The sequence below is a fragment of the Bifidobacterium sp. 2450 genome (genome assembly GCF_041900695.1).
GTDB classification, from domain to species: Bacteria; Actinomycetota; Actinomycetes; order Actinomycetales; family Bifidobacteriaceae; genus Bifidobacterium; species Bifidobacterium longum.
Window position 1 is genome coordinate 90,246 of the sequence record NZ_JBHEEA010000001.1, and the last position, 24,175, is coordinate 114,420.

A 24,175-nucleotide genomic window follows, 5' to 3' on the forward strand; every position below is an offset into this window, starting at 1 on the left:
TCAGCGGTCGAAAGCGACGAGCTGGCTGGCCACACCGGTGTAGGTGGCGGGGGTCAGAGCCTTCAAGCGAGCGGCGGTTTCCGGGTCGAAGGACTGCTGGTCGATGAACTGCTCGACCTGTTCCTTGTTGATGGTGTGGCCGCGCATAAGCTCCTTGACCTTCTCGTACGGCTTGTCCATGCCCGGCAGGCCCTTGAGCTCGCAGGCGCGCATGGCGGTCTGGATCGGCTCGCCAAGCACCTCCCAGTTCTCATCCAGCTCACGCTCGATGACGTGGGTGTTCGGGTGGATGGACTCAAGGCCGCCCATGAGGTTGGTAAGGGCGAGCAAGGAGTAGCCGAGCGCGGAACCGATGTTGCGTTGGGTGGTCGAATCGGTCAGATCGCGCTGCCAACGGGATTCCACCAGCGTGGCGGAGAGGGTGTCGAGCAGCGAGCAGCTGATCTCGAAGTTGGCTTCGGCGTTCTCGAAACGAATCGGGTTGACCTTGTGCGGCATGGTGGAGGAACCAGTGGCACCCTTGACCGGCACCTGGGCGAACACGCCGCGGGAGATGTACATCCACACGTCCACGCACAGGTTGTGCATGATGCGGTTGGCGTGGGAGACGGTGGAGTACAGCTCGGCCTGCCAGTCATGGCTTTCGATCTGCGTGGTCAGCGGGTTCCAGGTCAGGCCCATGCGGTTCGTGACGAACTCGCGGGAGACAGCGATCCAGTCGACATCCGGGCATGCGGCCAAGTGGGCACCGAACGTGCCGGTCGCGCCGTTGATCTTGCCCAGGTACTCCTGGTTTTCGATGTGCTTGAGCTGACGGTTCAGACGGTAGACGTAGACGGCGAGCTCCTTGCCGAGTGTGGTCGGCGTGGCCGGCTGGCCGTGGGTGAGAGAGAGCAGCGGCATATCCTTGAATTCTTCGGCCTTGCCGGCGAGGTGGTCGATGATGCGCTTGAACTCCGGGGTCCACACGTTTTCCATCGCGTTCTTGACGCAACGGGCGATGGAGAGGTTGTTGATGTCTTCGGACGTGCAGGCGAAGTGTACGAGGGTCTTCAGCTCGTCGTTGATGTTGGTCAGCTCGGCCGGAGCCTTGTCGATCTGATCATCGATGTAGTACTCCACGGCCTTCACATCGTGGTGGGTGATGGCCTCATGAGCGGCGTGCTGCTTGATGCCTTCGGCGCCGAAGTCCTCGGGAATGGCGCGCAGGAAGGCCTGCTCTTCGGCAGTGAACGGCTTGACGCCGTCAACGATCGGCTGGTTGCCGTTGCCCTCAAAGCCGTTGGCCAGAAGAATCATCCATTCGACTTCGACACGCATGCGTTCGCGGTTCAGGGCAGGTTCGCTCATGTATTCGACGAGCGGGGCGGTGGCCTTGTGATAACGGCCGTCGAGCGGGGTCAATGCGATTGCGGGGGAAATATCGGTAAGCTTCATAACCTCCAAGGGTACTTCCAGCCGTGAACCGAGCGACTATACTGTGGTGCGGCGTTCCCGCCCGAGCCGCACAGGTCAAGGAACGCCCGTGGTTCGATTACTGTGTGCGGCCTTTAAGGCTAGGAGATCACCATGCCTGCAACCACCATTCATACTCTTCCGAAGCGTCCGATTGCCGTATCGTCGCTGAAATGGCAGCCGTTGGATATCGCGGTCGGTGCCACGCTGGGTGCGGCCTGCGGCGTGATCTTCTGGGGATTCAACTTCGCGTACATGCCGATCTCTTCGGTATCCGGCGCGATTCTGCCCGGTTTCGCCAGCATCGTGCACGCCGTCTGGTACTTCTCCGGTACGCTGGCGGTGCTGATTCTGCGCAAACCCGGAGCGGCGCTGTACGTGAACCTTATCGGCACGCTGGTCGAAACGGTGATTGGTAGCCAGTTCGATTTGGGCTTCGTGATTATCTCGGCGCTGTTGCAAGGTGTTTTCGCTGAGATTCCGTTCGCCTTGACCCGTTACCGCATGTTCAATCTGCCGATTTCCATTGCATCCGGTGCGTTGGTCGCCTTGGAATACGGCACATATCTGATGCTGTTTCGCTACGTGGGTGTGTCATTCGTCAGCCCGCGTGGCATTGTGCACATGATTTCCGAGGTCACCGGCGGCGTGCTTATCAGCGGCGTGATGGCCTGGTATCTGATGCTGGCCATCGCCAAAACCGGTGTGCTCGACCGCCTCGCATCCGGCCGCGCACTCATCGAGCGACGCGCCTGACACTCTTTGCGCGCCACTTTCCCAGGAATGTTGCGCTGATAGAGGGGTTTTCGGGCATGCTAGCGCAACAATCCCGGGAAAGTGGCGCTAGCCGCGTCTCTGCGGTGATTGCATTGTGGGGTAGCCGATTGATGCTAAGCATTGACAAGTTGATGTGCCCGTTGCCGTGAGACCCCGAGTATATCGCCTATTTGCTGTAGGGCGAGACCCATGCCATGTAGTTCTTGTGCCGCGGCGCGAGTTTCCCGCGCTGCGTTCGATCTGCATTCCGCTTCTTCCTTGCGCAGTCGCCGAGCTTCATCAAGATGCTCCTGCACGGATTGCGGCAGTTTTGTCTCTACGGTGAGTGCGAAATCAGCATCTTGTGTCATGACGGTGATAAGGTCGCGTGCCATACTTTCAATCTCTGCTGTTGTTCTTGCCTGCGTGAAACCGATACCGGGAATCTCAAGAATCCAGTATTTTTCGCCAGGACGAACGATGACCTGATATGTTTTCACTGCTGATACCAGCCTTTCCCGAGTTTGGCTTCTGCTTCTTTGCAAATAATGTCCGCGAGGTTGTTGTCGATTTCGTTATGACGTGGGATGGGAATCATAAGTCCATCGAGTTGGAATATCTCATGACTCCCTCCTTGCCTGATACTTTCAAACGTAACATTCTTGCGTTTTGCCGCTTGCTTCATCAGTTTGATGAGCCATCTCCTACTCGTCATTATATTGTTAACTCCTTTCTTGACAACTCTGTCAAGTGTGGTATTTACTTTTAACCACCGAACGTGCTGAACTCGGTGGTTCGCTCGCTAGGGGCAATGGTCGCGGACTGGGTCATGCGGCCTTGGTAGTAGCGGGTTTCCTTGAGCTCTCCGTTGATAACTTCCTGGAAATGGGCTTCGTGGCGTTGCACGGCGGGGGAGCCGAGGTCGGTGGCGTTCTGATAGGCGGCCTGATGGTATTTGATCCAGTGCGACAACTCCCTGCCGTTGGTCGAACCAGCCACGGGTGCGGCGTCATATGGGGTCAGACCGGTGATGGGCGTTGCGCCGGGAGTGCATGAGTCGTCCGAATGAACTGTGGATGGTGTTGCCGCGGGCGCGGGCGATACATGCCCTTGTACGGTGAGCCAGTTATCGGTGACCGGGTTGGCGGCACCATCCAGTGCGGCGACCAGTTCATCATCGATTTCCACGCTGGTGACCCACGTGCGTTGCGGAATCGGATGATTGGCCACCGGCGATCCGGCTGTCACCACATGCTCGATGGTATATTCCTCCGCCCAATCCGAGGCAAGCGTGGCGGCAACGATACCACCCTGGGAATGGCCGATCAGCGCCACGGGCTCATCCTTGCCGATGCCTGCCTGACGCATCGCCTCGGCAACCATGCGAGCGCTGTCCGCTTTCCTGCGGCGCTCCTGATCGGCGCTCATCAGTTCCACGTTCTGTGCCCAGCCAAATGGTGAGTCAGGCTGTCCATCGGTGCCTGGGATGGTGACCAGCCAGGAGTTGGTTCCATCAGCCCGTTCATAGCGTTGAATGGCGATGGTCCCATATTCGAGTCCGCTGTTCAGCTCGATTTTGCCGAGCCGCTCTTCGGCGAGTCTGCGCAGATTCTCCATTGATTCGGCCACCGATCCGCTTGCGCGGACGACGTCGGCATTCGCCTGTACCTCGCGCACGTCCAGATGATTGCCTTGGACGACGTCTTTCGCAGGGCCGGAGAAATTGGCGATTTTCCCCGCAGCCTTGTTGACCTCATCGGTGTGCGCAATGCTCTTGCCGATAGGTACGCCGCCAATGATTCCGCCCGCGCCGCTAAGCACTCCTTCCTGGAACGGATAGGTGAACGTGGACATCCATGCCGGGTTCGGTTTGCCGTCAATAGCCCAGCCGGCCAGAAAGCCGCCCGCCGCCACAGCGGCAACACCCGCCGCGGCATATCCCGGTTTGGCCTGTGTGCCGGCCTGCAATAATTCGGTAAACATGCGCCGAGCCGTCATCTCCGCCTGAGAATACAGAGAGTGTGCGCGAATCAGCAGATCGGCCGCGCCACGCAGATCATCGCTCAACCGCTGACATGCCGTTGCATGGTCATAACACCGATTGCCCAGCGCGGCATATGGTGCAGTGACATGGCCGGGAACAACGGCGCTCGGATCGCCCGACTGCAAGGTGACGCACATCGGCGCACTATGCCGATGTGACTGCAACTGTAATGCGGCCGATTCCCAAGCCGTGGCTATGGCCGCAAATCCTGCCGCCTCGTCATCGAGAGCCTTGGCTATGGCGGCATATTCTTCAAGAGTGGCTGGCGCATATCCCACTCCGCCGTAAACGGACGATTCCACCTGCCAGTAATCGTGCTCGCTCATGACGACCCCCAAGCCAATCGATGGGTGGTCTCCATGTCTTGCGCGAGACTGGCCGAATACTGTGCGGTGCGACTGAGCCGCGATCGGAATAGATCGGCGGCTTTACCGGTCCACACGATGTTGCTGGAGCGGTTCACGGCCACCGCCGTCTGGTCCGATTGCGCCAGTGTGGCCGCACGCTGGACGGACACGAGGTCGCGACTACGCTGTACCGCCGCATGGCAAGGGCAAGTGCCGTAATCGAACGGCGTCACCGTATTGCCGGCAAAGCCGCCGGTGGGATCGATGGGTGCTGGGTTGTTGGTGTAGGTATTCATATATCCAGCTAAAAGGACAAGACTCATGCTTGTCCAGCCGGAACGACCAATGTGGTTCTAGCTTGCCGGTTTTGGGCGAAGTTATCCCCAAGTGTTGTGCATAGTCGTAACGATTATCCACAAATAGCCTGTTTGGACATACCTTGGATCAGCCATGGCCTATCGAAAATTGGACAAACGCCAAAGCCGACAGCCGAAACCGGGAAACAGCCGCGATAAAGCCATGACCCGTGAGGGTGTGAGAAAAGAGCAACCGTGAACGATTGCTCACCACGGCTTGGTAGCCCCGGTACCCTTGTTCTGCGTCGCTTTCTGCTCGGATTGGGTGGTGTTCGACTGGGTATCGGTGGATTGCTGATTGGCCTTCATCAGCTCCTCGACCTGCTTCTTCTGCTCGTCGGTCAACGCGCCGCCCTTTTTGGCATTGGCTGAGGAACTCTCGGATTGCTGTGCCGACTGGGCTTGCCCGGAATCGGAACCGCTGTTCTGCGCCTCGGCCTGTTTCAGGGTGATTTTCGTCAGCTCGGAAGAAATCGAAGCATTGGTGTCGATGGCATCCTTGACTTGCGGCAACAGAAGCGTGCGCATTCGCCCGGCCTCGGCGAATTGCGCATCGGTCTGCTGCTGTTGCGCCTTGAGCGTGGTGATATCCGTGGACTCGTCCTGAGCCGCTTTGATATTGGCGTTCAATGATGCGGTGGCCTGATTGAACGTAATCGAAGCGGACAGGTTTACTGCCGCCACGCCGGCAAACAGCAACAGCAATACGGCGCCACAAGCCAGGACGATACGTGTCCAAAGCGGGCACTTCGCCCGTATCCGAGTATTCGCCGAGCCATCGTTCTCGTGGATTTCGTTACTGTTTCTCACAGCAGTCTCCTTGAGGTTGCGATCCATGCACCGACTTCCATGGCGAGCAATATCGCCAACGCAATGGCCAACGGCCATACCGCCGGCGTGGTGCGTGTGCGTTCCTTGACCGTGGTGGTCATGCGCCACTGCTTCGACGACTTGGCCGAAACCGCATCCGCCAAAGTCTGTGAAGCGTTCACGGCCACATATGTGCCGCTGATTTCGTCGGCAATGTCTTTAAGGTTCTTCTCATCCATCTTGGAGATGCCGGGTTCGCCGGTATCCGGGTCGACCACCCAGTGGTCCGTGGTGTTGGAATCGCCGGCACTGACGCCATCGGCGATGACGGGAATCTTGCCGCCCTCGGTCGAGCCGACGCCTACGGTAAACCCATCATTGAGATACTGGCGCAGTGACGAGAACGTACGACGCGTCACATTCGAGGTCTGTTCGCCGTCAGTGATGAGGTACAGCACAATCGCATCATCCGGGTGCGCTTCACGAATCGACTTCGCGGTCAGCAGCAATTGATCGATCGGAGCATCCAGACTGGAGCCCGCCGACACGGATGTGGCTTCCACCGCCAACGTGTTGGCCCAATTATCGATGGCCGGCGCATCCGGGGTCAGCGGCACATCAAGCGTTCCCGAAGCACCGAACCGTAACGCCGCGAAACTGGCGTCCGGATAAGCGGCGGTCACATCATGCACGGCCTGACGTGCGGCATCGATGCGGGTAATGGTCTTCTCGGACCCGTATGTGGCATCGGCCACCGCCATCGACCCGGTGGTATCCACCGCCACGATGACGTCGGTGGCATTGATGGCCTGTGAGGTGGTAGACGATACCACGCTGGGAGTCAGTACCATCACCGCGACGATGAGCAGCATAAGCGTACGTCGTATGCAAGCCCACACGGTCTCGTCACTGGAAGCACGGCGACGAACAAACAATACGATTTCGAGAATGGCCAGTACGGCGAGCCCGGCCGCCAGCAGTCCGCCGGCGACCCAGCCCAAGGCGGGGGAGAAGGTGAATCCGTTCATCGCCTCAACCTCCATGCACATACGATCCAGATAATGAGTATCACGGCCAGAGCAAGCGTCCACAGACCGGGAGCGTCCACCATTGAGGATTTCGCCTTGTTCTCCACATCCGTATCCCTACGCGACTGAATATCCCGTACCAGCTCATCTATCGACGTGCCATTCGATTGGGTGAGGAAGATGCCTCCATGCGACTCGATCGCGGACTTCATATCCGTTGTGGTTTGGTCCGATTCACTGGCTTTCGGCCCGGAATACAGGCCGTCCACGGTGATTTTGGTCTGCTGGGTCAAGTCCAACGCTTCGGTCAGCGAATAGGTGGGCTTGCCCGACACGACGTTGTCGGTGGCCAGCACGATGGATGCCGCACGCTGACGGTCGGCATTCGCATGATTGGCTTCGCCATAAGCGAAACCGGGGAGCATCGCCGCGCAAGACACCACGCCGTCGCCAATCAAGGAGGTGGCGTCCTTGCGGTTCTGCGTGCCTTCGAGCCAATTGGCGATGTCCTGATATTCGGCATCGGACATCTTATCGATGTCATCCTGCGACTCGACGCCTTTCAGCGCCTTGCTGGCGGAGGTCAACTGTTTGGTGACCAGTTCGTAGTCGTCGGTCAGCGGGAACACCGTGCGTGAGGTCGAGTTGAAGATACTCAAACCGATACGTTCCCCCTCGAAATGCTTGACCAGTTCCAGATAAGTGTCGATGACCTCGCGATCATAGGGGAGCGTGGATCCCGACACATCCAGACACAGGACGATATCTCGGCTGGAAGCGCGTTCGTCACCGGCATCCACTTGGCTGGGGCGAGCCACCAGCACAATGGCCAGCGCCAGCGCAAGCACCAGCACGCTGATGGCGAGACGGCCCAAAGCGCGCCATTGACGGAACAGGCGGGAAGCGTGCTCGGTATTGAGATCGTCGTCCATCGAGAATACAGGGGTGTCGTCGGCGGCGTTACGGCGGGCGAACACGACAATCAGCACGATAATCGCCAGCGCCGCCAAGACGCCGGCCAGAGCGGCCCAAGGCCAATGCCATGCCAGCATCATGAACGCCACCTTTCCACCAGATTCGCCACCCACTCGGCGGCCTGCTGCACGCTGGTCGTCTGGGCGATTCGGTTGCGGGCGTCATCGGCAAATTCCGGTGGATACAACGCGCTAATGGTCTGCTTCAATGCGTCCAATCCTTGGCGATTCGCAGGCGTGCGATTCAGGTACGCCAAATCGGTCAGCGTACTGGAACTGAGCTCCCTGCCTGATGCGGCACCGGCGAAATCACGGGCGATGACGGCCAATTCGACGAAAGCCTCCTGCCGGGGCAGTGCTCCGGATTCATGGCAGGCCACCACATCGTCGATGCGGGCACGCCACTCGGCCTTGGAGCTGGCATTGCTATGAGCGCCACGCGCACGGTCGTTGTTCCGGGGTTTGCGTGCGGGGCGAGACAGCATGATGATCAACGCAATCAGGCCTACCGCCAGCAACAGGCATGCGACGATGGCCACCACCAGGGGAGTGGTCAAGGCCAACGATTCCACGGGCCTGAGATCGCCGGGATCAGTGGCGAGCGGGATGATGGGGAACATGCTGTGCATCATAGATCACCAGCCAAAGTCAGTCCGACCAGTTCGGGTGCAGTGCCCAGTCTATTGCGTGTGGTGCGGGCCAATGCCCGGGACACCAAGGCGACGAAACGATCGAACATGGATTCGCTGGATGCGGCTCGAATGATATGGGAACCGGCACGGGTGAGCTCCTGTTCCAAAGCCGCGGCCATATACGCGCGATGAGTATCGACCTCGGCCGCTGCCTTGGCGTTGCGCAGGAATGCCGGCACACGCCGTGCACTCAAGCCGTCGGTGGGAGCGTGGCGGGATGAGACGGCCTTGAACGGATTCATCGTCGCCACATCGATCAGCACCATCGGATGGGTGCGTGTAATACGACGGATCGTGGTGATATGCCGCTCCTCCATCGCATGCTCATCGGTGGCCAATACGATCAATGCCTCGCGATCCTTGATACGGCGCGCATATTCCAGCAGCGCGTCGATATTACGGTGATGATTCCAATCACGATCAAGCGCCTTGTCCAGCGTGCGTTCGAACTGCGCGAACCCACCGTTGAACGGCACGCGGGTGATGCTGGACTCATCGCCGAACACCAGCGAAATATCGTCCGACCGGCGCAACGACAGTACGGCGAACATACGCAGCGCATTGGCGGCAACCTGCCATGCGCGTTCTCCGGAGGGGCATACGCCAGTCATCTCCAGGCCCACGTCCATCAGCAACCAGACCCGTGACGTCGACAGGCGCTCGCGCTCGACCACCATGGGGCGGCCTTGGCGGGCGCTGGTCTTCCAATCGATAAGACGGGATTCGTCGCCTGGCTCATAGGCATGCACATCCATCGCATCGCCGCTGCCGCCACGACGCCCGGATGCGTGTTCGCCCTCCAGCACGCCCAAAGCCTTCCTTACGGTAGGCAGGCTCAGCTGAGTGCCAAGGGCCTCGATTTTCTTGCGAACGGAATCGGAACTCACGGAACAGGAACCGTTTCGACGATCTTGTCGACGATCTGATCGCTGACCACGCCATCGGCCAGTGCCTCGAACGTCAGCATAATACGGTGGCGCAGCACCTCATGAGCGAACGCCTTGAGGTCCTCGGGCACCACATAGTCGCGCCCGGACAGCAACGCCTTCGCCTGGCCGATACGGGTCAAGGCGATGGTGGCGCGCGGCGAGGCACCCAAACGCACCAAGGATGACAGTCCCTTGATGGGGCGGGAGCCGGCACCTCGTGACGTGGCGGTGATATCGACCGCATAACGCATGATCGCGTCGGAAACATGCACGCGGCGTGCCGCCTTGCGCAGAAAATCAACGTCGGACACGGAAATGCGTTCGCCGGTGATGGTGTCGGGACCGATCATGTCGGAGCCACGGCGGGTGAGCATGGCCAGCATCCGAGCCTCTTCGTCGGGCGAAGGATAGGTCATGACGGCCTTCATCATGAAACGATCCATCTGGGCTTCGGGCAGGTTGAACGTGCCCTCCTCCTCGATCGGATTCTCGGTGGCGATCACCATGAACGGCTTGGGCAAGGCGATACGCTGCCCGCCGATGGTCGTGGCACCCTCGGCCATGGCCTCAAGCATGGCGGACTGGGTTTTGGCATTCGAACGGTTGATCTCGTCCAGCAGTACGAAATTGGCGTGAATCGGGCCGATCTGCGTGGTGAACTTCTGCGACGCAAAATCGAAGACCTGCGTGCCCACCAGATCGGATGGCATGAGATCAGGAGTGCACTGCACGCGCTTGAACGAGCCGGATACGCAGGTGGCGAGCGTCTGGGCGGCCGTGGTCTTGGCCAAGCCCGGCACGGATTCGATAAGAATATGCCCGCCGGCCACCAAGGTCACGATAAGCGATTCGCGTAGATTATCCTGACCCACCAGTGTCTGGGCGAACCTCGCCCGAATGGCGTCGGCCAGGATACGTGCGCGTTTGGCGTCATCGGCACCCAGCGGAGCCGACACGCCGGGCGCGGGAACGGTGACCGGTCGTGCGGCGGTGGTCGGCGAAGGTATGTTCGGTTGCGTGGGGAACAAAGTCATGCCCCCCACTGTAACTACTCACAATGACGGCATTGGCCCTGCAATTGGGGACGGGGCGTTGCCCCGCGGCTTTCTGGCTCGCCTGTCGGCTCGCACGTTGGCTACAAACACCTCTGGTGTTTGCTTTACGCCAACGTCCAATCCACCGGGTCGGCACCCATGGTGACTAGGGCTTGATTGGCTCTGGAGAATGGTTTGGAGCCGAAGAATCCGCGGGAAGCGGACAGCGGACTCGGATGAGGCGATTTGATAATGAAGGCATTGGTCAGCAATGGCTCGAGGCTTTGCGCATTACGCCCCCAGAGAATCGCCACCAGCGGCTTGGGCTTGCCGTCGGCGTCCGTGCGCGCGTTCAACGCACGAATCGCGGCCTCGGTGACTTCCTCCCAACCTTTGCCCTGATGCGAATTCGGCCGCCCGACGCCGACAGTCAGACATCTGTTGAGCAACATCACCCCACGTTCCGTCCACGGTGTCAGATCGCCGTTGGTGGGCATGGGCACCCCAAGGTCGTCAACCAATTCCTTATAAATATTGACCAGGCTTTTCGGCAGCGGGTGAACATTCGGCGCCACGCAGAAGCTCAAACCCACCGGGTGACCCGGGGTCGGGTAGGGGTCCTGGCCGACAATCAGCACCTTGATGGAATCGAACGGGATGGTGAACGCGCGCAGAATATTGTGGCTTGCCGGCAGCCACGGGCGCCCGGCGGCGTTTTCCGCACGAAGAAAATCGCCCATATGGTGGATGGTGGGCTCCACGTCGGCCAAGGCATGGGCCCACCCCGGCTCTACCAGTTCGCTCAATGGTTTGATCATGACTCACCACTGTAGTCAAACGTGCATATCCGGTGCACGGGGCGTGGTGTGGTGGACTGATGAGTTGTTTGCCGATTACACTCATGGGTAGTTTTGATAGGAAGAAAGGGCGATTATGGCACGCGACACGATGACCTACGAATCCTATGAACCGGATTCCTTCGACAATCCTCCGAAGGGACCGGTGGGAGTTCACCGTGGCGCTCGTTCGGTAATGGCCCGCCTCTGCCCGTTCATCGTCGTTATTCTGGTGGCCGCACTGTGCGGTGTCGGGGCCTGGGCATGGATTTCCGGGGAATACAAGAATGTAATAGGAGGATCGTCCCAGACGGCGACCACGTCCAAGTCCGATTCGCCCGGCAAGGCTGAGACCAAGAACAGCACCAAGGATGATTCCTCGTCCACTTCGACCGATTCGTCCAAGGACTCGACTTCGGATTCGGCAAAGTCCGATACCGACAGTGACACGACATCCTCGAATGAGAATCAAAACTCCGATCAGCAGTCTCAGCAGTCCGAAGCCACCGCGACTGTGAATAAGGCCACGCAGGTGCGTGTGGTCAACGCCACAGGAATCCAAGGATATGCGGGTCAGCAGGCCGATGTGCTGCAGACCGCCGGTTACACCAGTGTCGAGGCGACCAATCCGAGCGGCACATTGCCGGCTTCTTCCGTGGTGTGGTATCAGAATGAGACCGATAAGGCCACCGCCGAGGATGTGGCGACCACGCTTGGCATTTCGGCTGTGGAGCAGGCGCAAGGACTCGCCGTTCCCATTACGGTGGTGTTGCTCAACTAGCGTTGTTGATGCGCCCCTGATATCGGCGAGAAATACATCGAAAACTGTGAGCGTTCTCACGTCTATGGAATAATTCGTACCGAAAATGTGCCACTGCGGTTGAGATTGTTCCCTCGTCACTGTACAGTCGTCATCTAGTCGCGAGGTAGGGGGAGCGCGATGCGGTTCTTTCTATGTTCCCTATAGGTTTTGTGTCGCGACGCCTAAGGGAACAAAGGAAAGACCAGATATGGCACAAGGTACCGTGAAGTTCTTCCTTGCCAAGAAGGGGTTCGGGTTTATCCAGCCGGACGACGGCGGCGAGGACGTTTTCGTGCACTACGCGGAAATCAAGGACGACGGCAGCACCAATAAGTTCAAGATGCTGTACGAAGGCGATCGCGTGGAGTATACGCCCGCTTCGTCCGGCAAAGGCACGCAGGCAAAGGATGTTGTCAAGCTGTCTTCGGGTGAAGCCCGCTCCGAGTGAGCAACACGCACGCAAGGATGTGCATTGAAGGCCCTGACCGTTTCGACGGTTGGGGCTTTTTCATGCCCAAAGCGCAATCGCCGCCGATGATGTTGGCACTCGGCGGGCGCGAGTGCTAATGTCTGGGTTAGCACTCGGAGGTCGAGAGTGATAATCGGCAGCTGACGGCTGGTCGTCACGACTCGACGCTTGCGAGTGATAACCGGTATACCTAGCCATTTGGAGGAATACGCAACCATGGCAAAGATCATCTCTTATGATGAGGAAGCCCGTCAGGGCATGCTGGAGGGCCTTGACAAGCTCGCCAACACCGTCAAGGTCACCCTGGGCCCGAAGGGCCGCAACGTCGTGCTCGACAAGACCTACGGCGCTCCGACCATCACCAACGATGGCGTGTCCATCGCCAAGGAAATCGACCTTGAAGACCCGTACGAGCGCATCGGCGCCGAGCTGGTCAAGGAAGTCGCCAAGAAGACCGACGACGTCGCCGGTGACGGCACCACCACTGCAACCGTGCTTGCTCAGTCCCTGGTTCACGAGGGTCTGAAGAACGTGGTCGCCGGCTCTAACCCGATCGCCCTGCGTCGCGGCATCGAGAAGGCCACCGAGGTCATCGTCAAGGAACTCGTCGCTGCCGCCAAGGACGTCGAGACCAAGGACCAGATCGCTGCTACCGCCACCATCTCCGCCGCTGACCCTGAGGTCGGCGAGAAGATCGCTGAGGCTCTGGACAAGGTCGGCCAGGACGGCGTTGTGACCGTTGAAGACAACAACCGCTTCGGCCTGGACCTCGACTTCACCGAGGGCATGCGTTTCGACAAGGGCTACATCGCCCCGTACTTCGTCACCAACGCTGACGACCAGACCGCAGTGCTCGAAGATCCGTACATTCTGCTGACCTCCGGCAAGGTCTCCTCCCAGCAGGACATCGTGCACGTGGCCGAGCTGGTCATGAAGACCGGCAAGCCGCTGCTGATCATCGCTGAGGACGTCGACGGCGAAGCATTGCCGACCCTGATCCTGAACAACATCCGTGGCACCTTCAAGTCCTGCGCCGTCAAGGCCCCGGGCTTTGGCGACCGTCGCAAGGCCATGCTGCAGGATATGGCCATCCTGACCGGTGCTCAGGTTGTCTCCGACGAACTGGGCCTGAAGCTCGAGTCCGTCGACACCTCCGTGCTCGGCCACGCCAAGAAGGTCATCGTCTCCAAGGACGAGACCACCATCGTTCAGGGCGCTGGCTCCAAGGAAGACATCGATGCTCGCGTGGCCCAGATCCGCGCTGAGATCGAGAACACCGACTCCGATTACGACCGTGAGAAGCTGCAGGAGCGTCTGGCCAAGCTGGCTGGCGGCGTGGCTGTCATCAAGGTCGGCGCTGCCACCGAGGTTGAGGCCAAGGAGCGCAAGCACCGCATCGAAGATGCCGTGCGTAACGCCAAGGCCGCCATCGAGGAAGGCCTGCTGCCCGGCGGTGGCGTGGCCCTCGTTCAGGCTGCTGCCAAGGCCGAGAAGGCCGAGGCCGTCACCTCCCTGACCGGCGAAGAGGCTACCGGTGCCGCCATCGTGTTCCGTGCCATCGAGGCCCCGATCAAGCAGATCGCCGAGAACGCCGGCGTGTCCGGTGACGTGGTCATCAACACCGTCCGCTCCCTGCCTGATGGCGAAGGCTTCAACGCCGCCACCGACACCTACGAAGACCTGCTGGCCGCCGGTGTGACCGACCCGGTCAAGGTGACCCGCTCCGCTCTGCAGAACGCCGCCTCCATCGCTGGTCTGTTCCTGACCACCGAGGCCGTCGTTGCCAACAAGCCGGAGCCGAAGTCTGCTGCCCCGGCCGCCGGTGCCGACATGGGCTACTGATCCGCAAACGATCGCTAGCTGATTGAGCTGAAAGGGGACTCCTTCGGGAGTCCCCTTTCTTGTATTCTGGCTCCCCTCTTTGAGGGGAGCTGTCGAACGCAGCGAGACTGAGGGGAGCTGCGGTGTAGGGATACTCCCTCAGTTTCGCTTCGCGATCCAGCTTCCCCTCAGGGAGGAGAGCCAAGAAACTAGCTGGCGAACAGGCGCGAAGCTTGGATTTCGGCGTCAGCGTACACGGTGGAGGCTTGCGTCAGCGAGCGTTGGATGGACTCGAGTGAGGCCTCCATCTGCTGTTGGGCCGCACGCCACTGTTCGGCTACCGCGGTGAACTGGGTGGCCGCCGAACCTCGCCATGCGTCCTGCAAGGCATTGAGATTGGTGTACATGCCGCCCACGGCCTGCCTGATTTGCGAGATCGAAGTGGCCACTGCGGCCGAGGATGATTGGATTCGCTCGGAATCTACCTGATATTGGGGCATCGTCGCTCCTTTTCTAGAGAGTTAATGGTATGTATGGCGGCCGATTGCCAATACCGGCCGCTAAGGTGGAGGATATGTCAACAGCGAATCGGGAAGACGGAAAAACAACTATTGTGGTCCTAGCTTCGGAGCCGTCCTATTCGGCCTCCGGGAATATGGTCCGAAAATGGCTTGTTTGCGCCATTTGCGCCCTTGTTGCAGTAGCGATGAATGCAATGTGGATAACCGCAAATGCCTATGGGGATAACTCGGGCGACAGCTCTGACAGCTCCAGCAGCAGCACCGACAGCGGCGTGACCATCACCGAGAACATCACGGATACGGAAAATCTCCTGGGCTCCCATGCGGCCGAAGTCACGGATGCCATCGCCAAAACCGAGAAGGAAACCGGTGTACACGTGCATCTGCTGTATCTTTCCAGTTTCAATAGTCAACAGGAACCGGGAGACTGGGCGGCAACCGTGATGGAGTCCATGAATCCCAAGCCGAACACAGTGATGCTTGCCGTGGCCTCGAATGACGGCAACCTGGTGGTCGTCGTGTCCAAGAACTCCGATAAGTGGCTTCTCGATAACGTCGGTAAGCTATCCGAAGCCGCACAACAGCCGTTACTGGAAGACCCGCCGAGCTGGTCTGGCGCGGCAACGGCAATGATGGATCAAATCGTGAAATCCAAAAAAGCCTCCACCTCATCGTCCACGGTGACCGCAGGCATCATCATCATGGGTGTGGTGTTGGTGGCGCTGGTCATCATCATCGTGGTCATGGTGGTGATTCGTCGGCGCAAGGAGATCAAGAAGGATTCCAAGGCCGAACTCCAAGATGACATTCAGGAAACGCCCAGAAGAGCGCGACACTCTAGGAAACATGAGTAAGCCCATTGAAGCATCGATTGTTGTTGTCGACGACGAGCCGTCCATCCGAGAACTGCTGGTCGCTTCCCTGCACTTCGCCGGATTCGAGGTAAACACCGCCGCTTCCGGTTCCGAAGCCATTGAGGTTATCGAAAAAGTGCAGCCTGATCTCATCGTGTTGGACGTCATGCTGCCTGACATCGATGGATTCACCGTCACCCGTCGCATCCGCCAGGAAGGCATTAACGCCCCCGTGCTGTTTCTCACCGCTCGTGACGACACCCAAGACAAGATCATGGGCCTGACCGTCGGCGGTGACGATTACGTCACCAAGCCGTTCAGCCTCGAGGAAGTCGTGGCTCGCATCCGCGCCATTCTGCGCCGTACCCGCGAACAGGTGGAAGACGACCCGATTATTCGCGTCGCCGACTTGGAAATCAACGAGGACTCCCACGACGTGACCCGTGCAGGGCAGCCGGTTGACCTGAGCCCTACCGAATACAAGCTGCTGCGCTACCTGATGGACAACGAGGGCCGAGTACTGTCCAAGGCACAGATTCTCGACCATGTCTGGCAATACGACTGGGGCGGCGACGCAGCCATCGTCGAATCGTACATCTCCTACCTGCGCAAGAAAGTCGACGGCATCGAGGTCGACGACGGCGAAGGCGGCAAGCGCAAGGTGACTCCGCTGATCGAAACCAAGCGCGGCATCGGATACATGATTCGCGAACCGAAGAACTAATCGCCTCCATCCATAACGCATCGCAATCTCATGAGTATCCCCGATAAGCAGTCAGGCGGCGTACCGCCGAGCAGCACGCCGAACGCCGCCCCGAACACGAATCCCATGCCTGCAATGCCGCCGTTCGCCGCCCATTTCCAAGAGCAGCGAGAGCGTAAGAAAAACATACTGATGCGGCATATTGACCGTATCTCGTTGAGCAGCAAGCTGATGGCCTGCACCATCGCCGTGCTGCTCATCGGCGTGTCGGTGATTTCCTTCTCCATCCGCGCGTTGGTGAACAACTATATGCTGCAGAAAACCGACACCCAGTTAAGCTCGCAAAGCCAGCTGGTGGTCAACAATATCGATCTGCTGTCAAAAAATGACTCATCGGGGCCGAACTCGTACTTTCTGCAGATTCAATACACCGACGGCACCAAAGACAAAGAGGGCAATCCTTTGGTCGTGACCCTGCTGATGCCGCAGATGCAGGACGGTATCGTATCGGTGCCGATTCTGCCTACCTATGGCGATACCAATGGCATCACGCTCGGCCAGGCATTCACTACGCAGGCAGTGGCCAAGCAGATCATCACGGTGCAGTCCGACAGTGCGGACAGCCAGAACGATCCGGCCAACGGAAACTCCAATTCCTCTGACACCATCACCAAGGTACTGGCCAACCCCACTGCCAATACCAACCATGCCGCCATCGTCACCGCGAGGGCACCATGGCGTATTCTGCCGGTGACCTTCCAGCAAAACGGCAAGGACCGGGCCGTGGTGTACATCGGCTTGTCGCTGGCCGACCAAATCGACACCGTCAACACACTCACCCGATACTGCATTGTGGTCGGCATCGCCGTGGTGCTGCTCGGCGGCTCCCTGTCCACGCTGATCATCCAGCACACGATGACGCCGCTGAAGCGCATCGAGAAGACCGCCGCGAAAATTGCAGCCGGCGACCTGAGCCAACGTATTCCTTCCGCCCCGGAAAACACCGAGGTCGGCTCCCTGGCCGCCTCGCTGAACTCCATGCTCACCCGAATAGAATCCAGCTTCCATGAGCAGGAGGAGACCACCGACAAGATGAAACGGTTCGTCTCCGACGCCAGCCATGAGCTGCGCACCCCGTTGGCCGCCATCCATGGCTATGCGGAGCTGTATAAGATGCAGCGCGATATGCCTGGTGCCTTGGAGCGTGCGGACGAGTCCATCGAACATATCGAACGGTCCAGCCAGCGCATGACGGTTCTTGTTGAGGATCTGCTGTCTTTGGCCCGTCTCGATGAGGGGCGCGGCATCGATGTGACCGGCACGGTGAAACTCTCGTCGCTGGTCACCGACGCCGTCGACGATTTGCATGCGCTCGACCCGGACCGTGCCGTTCGCCGCATGCAGATTTCCCTCGAACCGGCGCGCGATTTGAACCATCCCGCCGAATTCAACCTTGCCGAAGGCGATTGGCCCGAGGTCGTGCTGCCCGGCGACGCCTCTCGACTGCGCCAGGTGGTGACCAACATCGTGGGCAACATCCACCGCTACACGCCTGCCGATTCGCCTGCCGAGGCCGCGCTCGGTGTGATGCCGGCCGCCATCGATCCAAGACAGCTCGCTCGCATGCCCGCCAGCGACACGTCAATGCGGCGGTTCATCGACGCCGCCGAAGTAGGTGCCTCGATGCAGACCGGCTATCGATACGCCGTATTGCGTTTCGTGGACCATGGCCCCGGCGTGCCGCCTGAATCACGCTCGAAGATTTTCGAACGCTTCTACACCGCGGACCCGTCCCGTGCCCGCGAAAAGGGCGGTACCGGTTTGGGTATGGCCATCGCGCAATCCGTGGTCAAAGCACATCACGGCTTTATCTGCGCCACCGGCACCGATGGGGGAGGACTGACCTTCACCGTAGTGCTGCCGATTGAGCAGATCGCCGCTCCTGAGCCCAAGCGGCCCACCGGCAAAACCAAGGACGCCAAACAGAAGACTTCTTGGTTCAGCTCTGAGCGTAAGACTCAGGCGACTCAGCCCAAAGCGTGAGGTCAAGCCCTGTGAGGTAAACTGTACCTTCGGTTTACTATTTCCATTGAGGATTAAGGAAGGTTCGCAATGCCCACCGGTCGAGTTCGTTGGTTTGACGCAGCCAAGGGTTATGGCTTCATCACCAGTGAGGAAGGCAAGGACGTGTTCCTGCCGGCTCAGGCCCTACCCACTGGCGCCACCACGTTGCGCAAGGGAGCCAAGGTGGAGTATTCCGTGGTGGACGGCCGTCGTGGGCCGCAGGCCATGGATGTTCGCCTGATCGCCTCCACTCCCAGCTTGGTCAAGGCCACCCGCCCGAAGGCGGATGACATGGCCGCCATCTGCGAGGACCTCATCAAGATGCTTGATGCGGCCGGCAATACGTTGCGCCGTCACCGTTACCCATCTGCTGCCGACAGCAAAAAGCTGGCCACGTTGCTGCGTGCGGTGGCGGATCAATTCGATGTACAGGACTGATCTGATCTATGACTGATACCACCGAAACCATCGTGATACCGGACCCTCACGCCATCGCGCGCGCCGTGCTGCTCGAAGTGGCCGACGAGAGCGATCAGGTGGGGGATTTCGTTACCTCATATGATCTTGAGGATCACGTCACTGACTTCCGCTTCGCCGCGAATATCCGTGGCTACGAAGGATGGCAATGGTCGGTGACGCTGTATCACGACGAGGAGATCGACTCCTGGACCGTCAACGAATCCTCCTTGATCCCCACTGAGGGCGCGTTGATGCCGCCCAAGTGGATTCCTTGGAAAGATCGCCTTGAGCCCACGGATCTGGCTCCCACCGATTCGATCGGTACCGATCCGGATGACGAGCGCATCGAGGAAGGCGAAGTCGAGGAATCCTCGCTGCAGGATGTCAACGATGCCGTCGAGACCTTCCGACTGACCCGCCGTCACGTGCTGACCTCGCTGGGCCGCGCGCAGGCTGCCAAGCGCTGGTATGAAGGTCCGCGAGGCCCCAAAGCATTGAGCACCAAAACCGCCGAAGGCAACCTGTGCTCCACCTGTGGTTTCTTCGTGCCGCTCGCGGGCGAGCTCGACCGTATGTTCGGCGTGTGCGCCAACAAGTGGAGTCCGGATGACGGCCGCGTGGTTTCCTTGGACCACGGCTGCGGTGAGCATTCCGAAATCGAACCTCCCGAGCCAAGCCAGCTGTGGGTGCAGTCCAAGCCTGCTTTCGACGATCTGCATATCGACGTGGTGGACAACCGTCCGCGCAAGCAGGAGCCGGCTGCCCAGGACGAGGCCGGAGGCGAAACCGACAAGACAGGCGAGCCTGCCGGTGATGATATCGAAGCACAGAAGACTGTTGACGGGAACGCCGTCGATACTGAGCCCGCTGAGGAGGCGGCAGGCGACGGGACCTCGCAATCCCAGTCTGCCGGTGATGAGTCCGTTGCACAGAACGCATCCGATTCCGTTGTGGATGTTGATGCAGCTGATTCCAGCGACGAGTCCAAGTCTGATGCTGACGACGAGGCCACCGAAGAGGATATCCTCAACAACACCGTTGCCGATGATGATGAGGATGATGAGATGGACGACGAAGAGGATAACGTTCGTCCTTCAGACGATGTGACTCCTGAACTCGAAACCGTCATCGATCTCATTGAGCAGCTGCGCCAGAACAGGACGGACGAGGAATAAAATAAACGCCAATCCTGCTCCCCAACAACAGAATGTACTCTCGGATCAACTTATAGGTCTCAGCGAAGATGTTTCCTAAAAAGTAGATGGTGATGGGGTTGCAGGAATAAAGAATTCCTCCCTGCAAGCCCATCACCGAGACGTGCGTTAGCACTCCATGCCGATTTCGGTGAATCAGTGCACCACAGTCACCGTGCATTCGGCGAAGTTCACGATCTGACGGGACACCGATCCCAGGAAGTGCGCGTCCAGCCCGGACAGGCCACGCGAGCCGACCACCAGATGGCTGGCGTACCGAGATGCCGCAATCAGCCCCTTGGACGCGGGAATATGGAAGGCGTTTGTGCTGACCTTGACGCCATCGGGAATCTCGGCCTTGGCCATCAGCCCGGCGAGAATCTCCTCGGCGCGGCGCTGACCGACCTTCACCGGTGCCACGGCGTTCTCATAGCCCGGAATAACGCCCAAATCCTTGAGTTGCCAGCAGAACATGACGTGCAACGGCGCGTTGTGCAATTGCGCCTCTTCCAGTGCGAAATCGAACGCACGGCGGGACGTTTCGGAGCCATCCACACCGACCACCACCGGGCGGCGAGCCTCCTCGACCACCGGCTGAGGCTGCGCGTAGTGGACCGGCTGGTCTCCTGGCGTCAGGGCATTGGCGATGGCGTCGGTCACGGTCTCATCCTCGCTGCCGGCGATGCGCACCACGGTCACCGGCACTTCGGCGGCCTCGGCCAGCGAAGCGGACAGGGACCCCATGAACCAGCGGGCCATACGGCTCAGCGAGCGGCGGCCGACCACGATCTGCTGCGAATCATGGCCGATCTGCAGCAGGGCCGAAGTGCCGGAGGCCTTCACCGAGGTGAGCTTCAGATTCGCCGGATCGAAGTCGATGCCTGCAGCGACCTTGTCGACCCACACACGCAGCTCGTTGGCGATGTCGTGGCGGACCTTGACCCAGGCCTCGTCGCTGTCCGGTTCGGACCCCATATCCCAGGAATGCGTCCAGCCAAACACGGCGTTGACGCTCTGACCGGTTAACGAAGCCTCCTCAAGCGCCCACTTCAGCGCGGCAAAGGATTCATCGGAACCATCCACACCGACAACGATGTCGAGCTTGGTTGCAGCTTCACTCATTTCGAGCCTCCTTGTAATCGACTACGGGTGAATCTAAGAACCAGCATATCGTTTTCTTCTCCTCTCACGGCGCAATTCGTGGAATCTCATGAATAAACGTCATCGTGAATCGGTAGAGTAAGACGGAATGTCAATTGAGGAAGGACAAGCATGTTCGAACGGTTTACCGACCGTGCACGGCGCGTGATCGTGTTGGCGCAGGAAGAGGCGAGGGCCCTTCAGCACAACTACATCGGCACCGAACACCTGCTGCTCGGTCTGATCCGCGAAGGTGAGGGTGTAGCCGCCAAGGCACTCGCCTCGAAGGGCGTGGAGCTGGATGCCACCCGCAAGCAGGTTGAAGAAATGATCGGCAAGGGCAACGCGGCTCCGAACGGGCACATCCCTTTTACTCCGCACGCCAAGCAGGTGTTGGAGTTTTCGCTGCGTGAAGCCCTGCAGCTGGGCCACAGCTACATCGGCACCGAGCACATCCTGCTCGGCCTGATTCGCGAAGGCGAAGGCGTGGGTACCCAGGTGCTCATCAAGATGGACGTCGATCTGGGCGAGTTGCGTAGCGCGACCATCGATATGATTCGCGGCAACTCCGGCACCGGCACCGGTGACGGCAAGGGCGACTTGGCCAACGCCGGCGGCGTGACGGACAAGCAGAACAAGTCCGGTTCCGCCATCCTCGACCAGTTCGGCCGTAACCTGACCGCCGAAGCCGCCGAAGGCAAGCTGGACCCGGTCATCGGGCGCACCAACGAGATTGAGCGCGTCATGGTCGTGCTCTCCCGCCGCACCAAGAACAACCCGGTGCTGATCGGCGAGCCCGGCGTGGGCAAGACCGCCGTGGTCGAAGGCTTGGCCCAGAAGATCCAAGCCGGCGACGTGCCGGAAACCCTGAAGGGCAAGCAGGTCTACTCGCTGGACCTCGGTTCCATGGTGGCCGGCTCCCGCTACCGTGGTGATTTCGAGGAGCGCCTGAAGAAGGTGCTGAAGGAAATCAAGACTCGTGGCGACATCGTGCTGTTCATCGACGAGATTCACACCATCGTGGGCGCCGGCTCGGCTGACGGCGCGCTGGGTGCCTCCGACATGTTGAAGCCGATGCTGGCCCGTGGCGAGCTCCAGACCATTGGTGCCACCACCACCGACGAGTACCGAAAGTACATCGAGAAGGACGCTGCTCTGGAACGCCGTTTCCAGCCGATTCAGGTGCACGAGCCGACCATCGCCGAGACCATCGAGATCCTGAAGGGCCTGCGTTCCCGTTACGAGAACCACCACCACGTGACCATCACCGATGGCGCGCTGCAGTCCGCCGCAGAGCTGTCCAGCCGGTACATCCAGGACCGTAACCTGCCTGACAAGGCCATCGACCTGATCGATGAGGCCGGTGCGCGCCTGCGCATCAAGCGCCTGACCGCCCCGCCTGAGCTCAAGGAACTCGACGAGAAGATCATCAAGATCGCCGCCGACAAGGACGAAGCCATCAAGGGCCAGGACTTCGAGAAGGCCGCCGAACTGCGCGACAAGCAGGAGAAGCTGGAAGCCGATCGCAAGCAGAAGGAAGACTCCTGGCGCGAAGGCGAGTCCGACGTCAAGATGGTCGTGGACGAGGACGTGATCGCCGAGGTCATCAGCTCCACCACCGGTATCCCGGTGTTCAAGCTGACTCAGGCCGAGTCCAAGAAACTGCTCAACATGGAAGCCGAGCTACACAAGCGCATCATCGGCCAGGACGAGGCGGTTTCCGCCCTGTCCCGCTCTATCCGCCGTACTCGCGTGGGTCTGAAGGACCCGAAGCGCCCGTCCGGTTCGTTCATCTTCGCCGGCCCCACCGGCGTCGGCAAGACCGAGCTGGCCAAGACGCTCGCCGAATTCCTGTTCGACGATGAGGACGCGCTGATTCGCGTGGATATGTCCGAGTTCTCCGAGAAGTACGCGGCTTCGCGACTCTTCGGTGCGCCTCCGGGATACGTCGGCTACGAGGAGGGCGGCGAGCTCACCGAAAAGGTGCGCCGCAAGCCGTTCTCCGTGGTGCTGTTCGACGAGATCGAAAAGGCTCATCCGGACATCTTCAACACGTTGCTGCAGGTGCTCGATGACGGCCACCTGACCGACGGCCAAGGCCGCAAGGTGGACTTTAAGAACACCATCATCATCCTGACCACCAACCTCGGTACGCGAGACATCGCCAAGGCCGCCAACACGGGCTTCAACCTGGGTGCCAACAACGAGTCCAGCTACCAGCGCATGAAGGACCAGGTCAGCTCCGAATTGAAGCAGCAGTTCCGCCCGGAGTTCCTGAACCGTCTGGACGACATCATCGTCTTCAAGCAGCTCACCGAGCCGCAGGTGCGCCAGATCGTGGATCTGGACGTCAAGCAGCTCAACGACCGCCTGTTCGACCGTCATATGTCGCTCGAACTCACCGACGCCGCCAAGGACCTGCTCGCGCAGAAGGGCTTCGACCCGCTGCTCGGTGCCCGTCCGCTGCGCCGCGTGATTCAGCGCGACATCGAGGACGCCATCTCCGAGAAGATTCTGATGGGCGATCTCGAAGACGGTCAGCGCGTGATTGTGGATGCGGAAGGCGAGGGTATCCTCGGCGAATTCACCTTCAAGGGTGAGGAGTTCGAGGAGCCGACCGCCGCCGATAAGCCCGCCGAAGACGGTGCCGCCACCGATGCCGAGACTTCGTCCGAAGACGGTGCCGCCACCGATGCCGAGACTCCAGCCGACGCCACTCCGGCCACTGAACCGGCCGAATCCGCTCCCGCCGATTCCGGTGACGCTCCGCAGGAGTAGTCCGTTTCGATAGCGTAGCTAGCGCATACCAGCAAAGCTCCCCTTGACAGGGGAGCTGTCAGCGAAGCTGACTGAGGGGTAGACCCACGCACACATGATGTGCACGTTTG

At 59.8% G+C, this 24,175-nt stretch carries 24 protein-coding genes; 10 read left to right on the plus strand and 14 right to left on the minus strand.

Annotation, left to right across the window (positions count from 1 at the left end; genetic code table 11):
• Positions 1 to 1,437, minus strand: a complete 1,437-nt coding sequence (gene purB, locus ACEUKI_RS00330; RefSeq protein ID WP_065436988.1) for an adenylosuccinate lyase — start codon at positions 1,435 to 1,437, stop codon at positions 1 to 3.
• 132 nt (positions 1,438 to 1,569) lie between these two features.
• Between purB and ACEUKI_RS00335 the strand changes: the two genes are divergently transcribed.
• Positions 1,570 to 2,211 carry an ECF transporter S component gene (locus ACEUKI_RS00335; RefSeq protein WP_374156333.1) on the plus strand — a complete coding sequence of 214 codons (642 nt, stop codon included), beginning with the start codon at positions 1,570 to 1,572 and terminating at the stop codon, positions 2,209 to 2,211.
• A gap of 134 nt (positions 2,212 to 2,345) precedes the next feature.
• On the opposite strand, the gene ACEUKI_RS00340 is transcribed toward ACEUKI_RS00335, so the two are convergent.
• The 11 genes from ACEUKI_RS00340 to ACEUKI_RS00390 all read right to left on the minus strand — a co-directional run bounded on the left by ACEUKI_RS00340 (position 2,346) and on the right by ACEUKI_RS00390 (position 11,243).
• A complete protein-coding gene (locus ACEUKI_RS00340; protein WP_007053174.1) occupies positions 2,346 to 2,711 on the minus strand; it encodes a hypothetical protein in 366 nt (121 codons plus the stop codon).
• Positions 2,708 to 2,896, minus strand: coding sequence for a type II toxin-antitoxin system HicA family toxin (locus ACEUKI_RS00345; protein ID WP_162183437.1), 189 nt, complete (start codon positions 2,894 to 2,896; stop codon positions 2,708 to 2,710). Before ACEUKI_RS00345 ends, ACEUKI_RS00340 begins: the two co-directional genes overlap by 4 nt.
• 80 nt (positions 2,897 to 2,976) lie before the next feature.
• A complete protein-coding gene (locus tag ACEUKI_RS00350; RefSeq protein WP_179133623.1) occupies positions 2,977 to 4,581 on the minus strand; it encodes an alpha/beta fold hydrolase in 1,605 nt (534 codons plus the stop codon).
• Entirely contained in the window at positions 4,578 to 4,898 is a 321-nt protein-coding gene (locus ACEUKI_RS00355; protein WP_179133624.1) for a hypothetical protein, read from the minus strand. Before ACEUKI_RS00355 ends, ACEUKI_RS00350 begins: the two co-directional genes overlap by 4 nt.
• Positions 4,899 to 5,165: 267 nt before the next feature.
• Entirely contained in the window at positions 5,166 to 5,663 is a 498-nt protein-coding gene (locus ACEUKI_RS00360; protein WP_306440543.1) for a DUF6466 family protein, read from the minus strand.
• Positions 5,664 to 5,764: 101 nt separating this feature from the next.
• Positions 5,765 to 6,796 (minus strand): VWA domain-containing protein, encoded by a 1,032-nt coding sequence (locus tag ACEUKI_RS00365; protein ID WP_374156334.1) that lies wholly within the window; start codon positions 6,794 to 6,796, stop codon positions 5,765 to 5,767.
• Positions 6,793 to 7,851 (minus strand): VWA domain-containing protein, encoded by a 1,059-nt coding sequence (locus tag ACEUKI_RS00370; RefSeq protein ID WP_144169655.1) that lies wholly within the window; start codon positions 7,849 to 7,851, stop codon positions 6,793 to 6,795. The genes ACEUKI_RS00365 and ACEUKI_RS00370 overlap by 4 nt, the downstream gene beginning before the upstream one ends.
• Positions 7,848 to 8,390: a hypothetical protein gene (locus ACEUKI_RS00375; RefSeq protein ID WP_115770260.1), complete on the minus strand. Its 543-nt coding sequence runs from the start codon at positions 8,388 to 8,390 to the stop codon at positions 7,848 to 7,850. The genes ACEUKI_RS00370 and ACEUKI_RS00375 overlap by 4 nt, the downstream gene beginning before the upstream one ends.
• Before the next feature lie 8 nt (positions 8,391 to 8,398).
• Positions 8,399 to 9,349, minus strand: coding sequence for a DUF58 domain-containing protein (locus tag ACEUKI_RS00380; protein ID WP_179133627.1), 951 nt, complete (start codon positions 9,347 to 9,349; stop codon positions 8,399 to 8,401).
• Positions 9,346 to 10,425, minus strand: coding sequence for a MoxR family ATPase (locus ACEUKI_RS00385; protein WP_007053968.1), 1,080 nt, complete (start codon positions 10,423 to 10,425; stop codon positions 9,346 to 9,348). The genes ACEUKI_RS00380 and ACEUKI_RS00385 overlap by 4 nt, the downstream gene beginning before the upstream one ends.
• Before the next feature lie 125 nt (positions 10,426 to 10,550).
• Positions 10,551 to 11,243, minus strand: coding sequence for a uracil-DNA glycosylase (locus ACEUKI_RS00390; RefSeq protein WP_080786053.1), 693 nt, complete (start codon positions 11,241 to 11,243; stop codon positions 10,551 to 10,553).
• Positions 11,244 to 11,358: 115 nt separating this feature from the next.
• Between ACEUKI_RS00390 and ACEUKI_RS00395 the strand changes: the two genes are divergently transcribed.
• From ACEUKI_RS00395 to groL, 3 genes are all read left to right on the plus strand, one after another.
• Positions 11,359 to 12,042, plus strand: a complete 684-nt coding sequence (locus tag ACEUKI_RS00395; RefSeq protein WP_080786054.1) for a LytR C-terminal domain-containing protein — start codon at positions 11,359 to 11,361, stop codon at positions 12,040 to 12,042.
• Between the two features lie 229 nt (positions 12,043 to 12,271).
• Positions 12,272 to 12,511, plus strand: coding sequence for a cold-shock protein (locus tag ACEUKI_RS00400; protein WP_007053186.1), 240 nt, complete (start codon positions 12,272 to 12,274; stop codon positions 12,509 to 12,511).
• 237 nt (positions 12,512 to 12,748) lie between these two features.
• A complete protein-coding gene (gene groL / locus ACEUKI_RS00405) occupies positions 12,749 to 14,374 on the plus strand; it encodes a chaperonin GroEL (protein WP_077385810.1) in 1,626 nt (541 codons plus the stop codon).
• Positions 14,375 to 14,562: 188 nt separating this feature from the next.
• On the opposite strand, the gene ACEUKI_RS00410 is transcribed toward groL, so the two are convergent.
• Complete coding sequence (locus ACEUKI_RS00410) at positions 14,563 to 14,853, minus strand: WXG100 family type VII secretion target (RefSeq protein ID WP_007053189.1); 291 nt, start codon at positions 14,851 to 14,853, stop codon at positions 14,563 to 14,565.
• 215 nt (positions 14,854 to 15,068) lie between these two features.
• On the opposite strand from ACEUKI_RS00410, the gene ACEUKI_RS00415 reads away from it, so the two are divergent.
• From ACEUKI_RS00415 to ACEUKI_RS00435, 5 genes are all read left to right on the plus strand, one after another.
• Positions 15,069 to 15,728 carry a TPM domain-containing protein gene (locus tag ACEUKI_RS00415; RefSeq protein ID WP_374156351.1) on the plus strand — a complete coding sequence of 220 codons (660 nt, stop codon included), beginning with the start codon at positions 15,069 to 15,071 and terminating at the stop codon, positions 15,726 to 15,728.
• Positions 15,721 to 16,452 carry a response regulator transcription factor gene (locus tag ACEUKI_RS00420; RefSeq protein WP_007053191.1) on the plus strand — a complete coding sequence of 244 codons (732 nt, stop codon included), beginning with the start codon at positions 15,721 to 15,723 and terminating at the stop codon, positions 16,450 to 16,452. Before ACEUKI_RS00415 ends, ACEUKI_RS00420 begins: the two co-directional genes overlap by 8 nt.
• A 30-nt stretch (positions 16,453 to 16,482) precedes the next feature.
• On the plus strand, positions 16,483 to 18,474 hold the full coding sequence (locus ACEUKI_RS00425; protein WP_374156335.1) for an ATP-binding protein: 1,992 nt from the start codon (positions 16,483 to 16,485) through the stop codon (positions 18,472 to 18,474).
• A 69-nt stretch (positions 18,475 to 18,543) separates the two neighbouring features.
• Entirely contained in the window at positions 18,544 to 18,933 is a 390-nt protein-coding gene (locus tag ACEUKI_RS00430; protein WP_029679648.1) for a cold-shock protein, read from the plus strand.
• 8 nt (positions 18,934 to 18,941) lie between these two features.
• The gene (locus ACEUKI_RS00435; RefSeq protein WP_080786057.1) at positions 18,942 to 20,129 is read left to right on the plus strand and encodes a DUF3027 domain-containing protein; all 1,188 of its coding nucleotides are present in this window, start codon (positions 18,942 to 18,944) and stop codon (positions 20,127 to 20,129) included.
• A 174-nt stretch (positions 20,130 to 20,303) separates the two neighbouring features.
• Here ACEUKI_RS00435 and ACEUKI_RS00440 read toward each other — a convergent pair whose 3' ends face one another.
• A complete protein-coding gene (locus ACEUKI_RS00440; RefSeq protein ID WP_080786058.1) occupies positions 20,304 to 21,269 on the minus strand; it encodes a universal stress protein in 966 nt (321 codons plus the stop codon).
• Positions 21,270 to 21,419: 150 nt separating this feature from the next.
• On the opposite strand from ACEUKI_RS00440, the gene ACEUKI_RS00445 reads away from it, so the two are divergent.
• The gene (locus ACEUKI_RS00445) at positions 21,420 to 24,065 is read left to right on the plus strand and encodes an AAA family ATPase (protein WP_374156336.1); all 2,646 of its coding nucleotides are present in this window, start codon (positions 21,420 to 21,422) and stop codon (positions 24,063 to 24,065) included.
• The last annotated feature ends 110 nt before the right edge of the window (positions 24,066 to 24,175 follow it).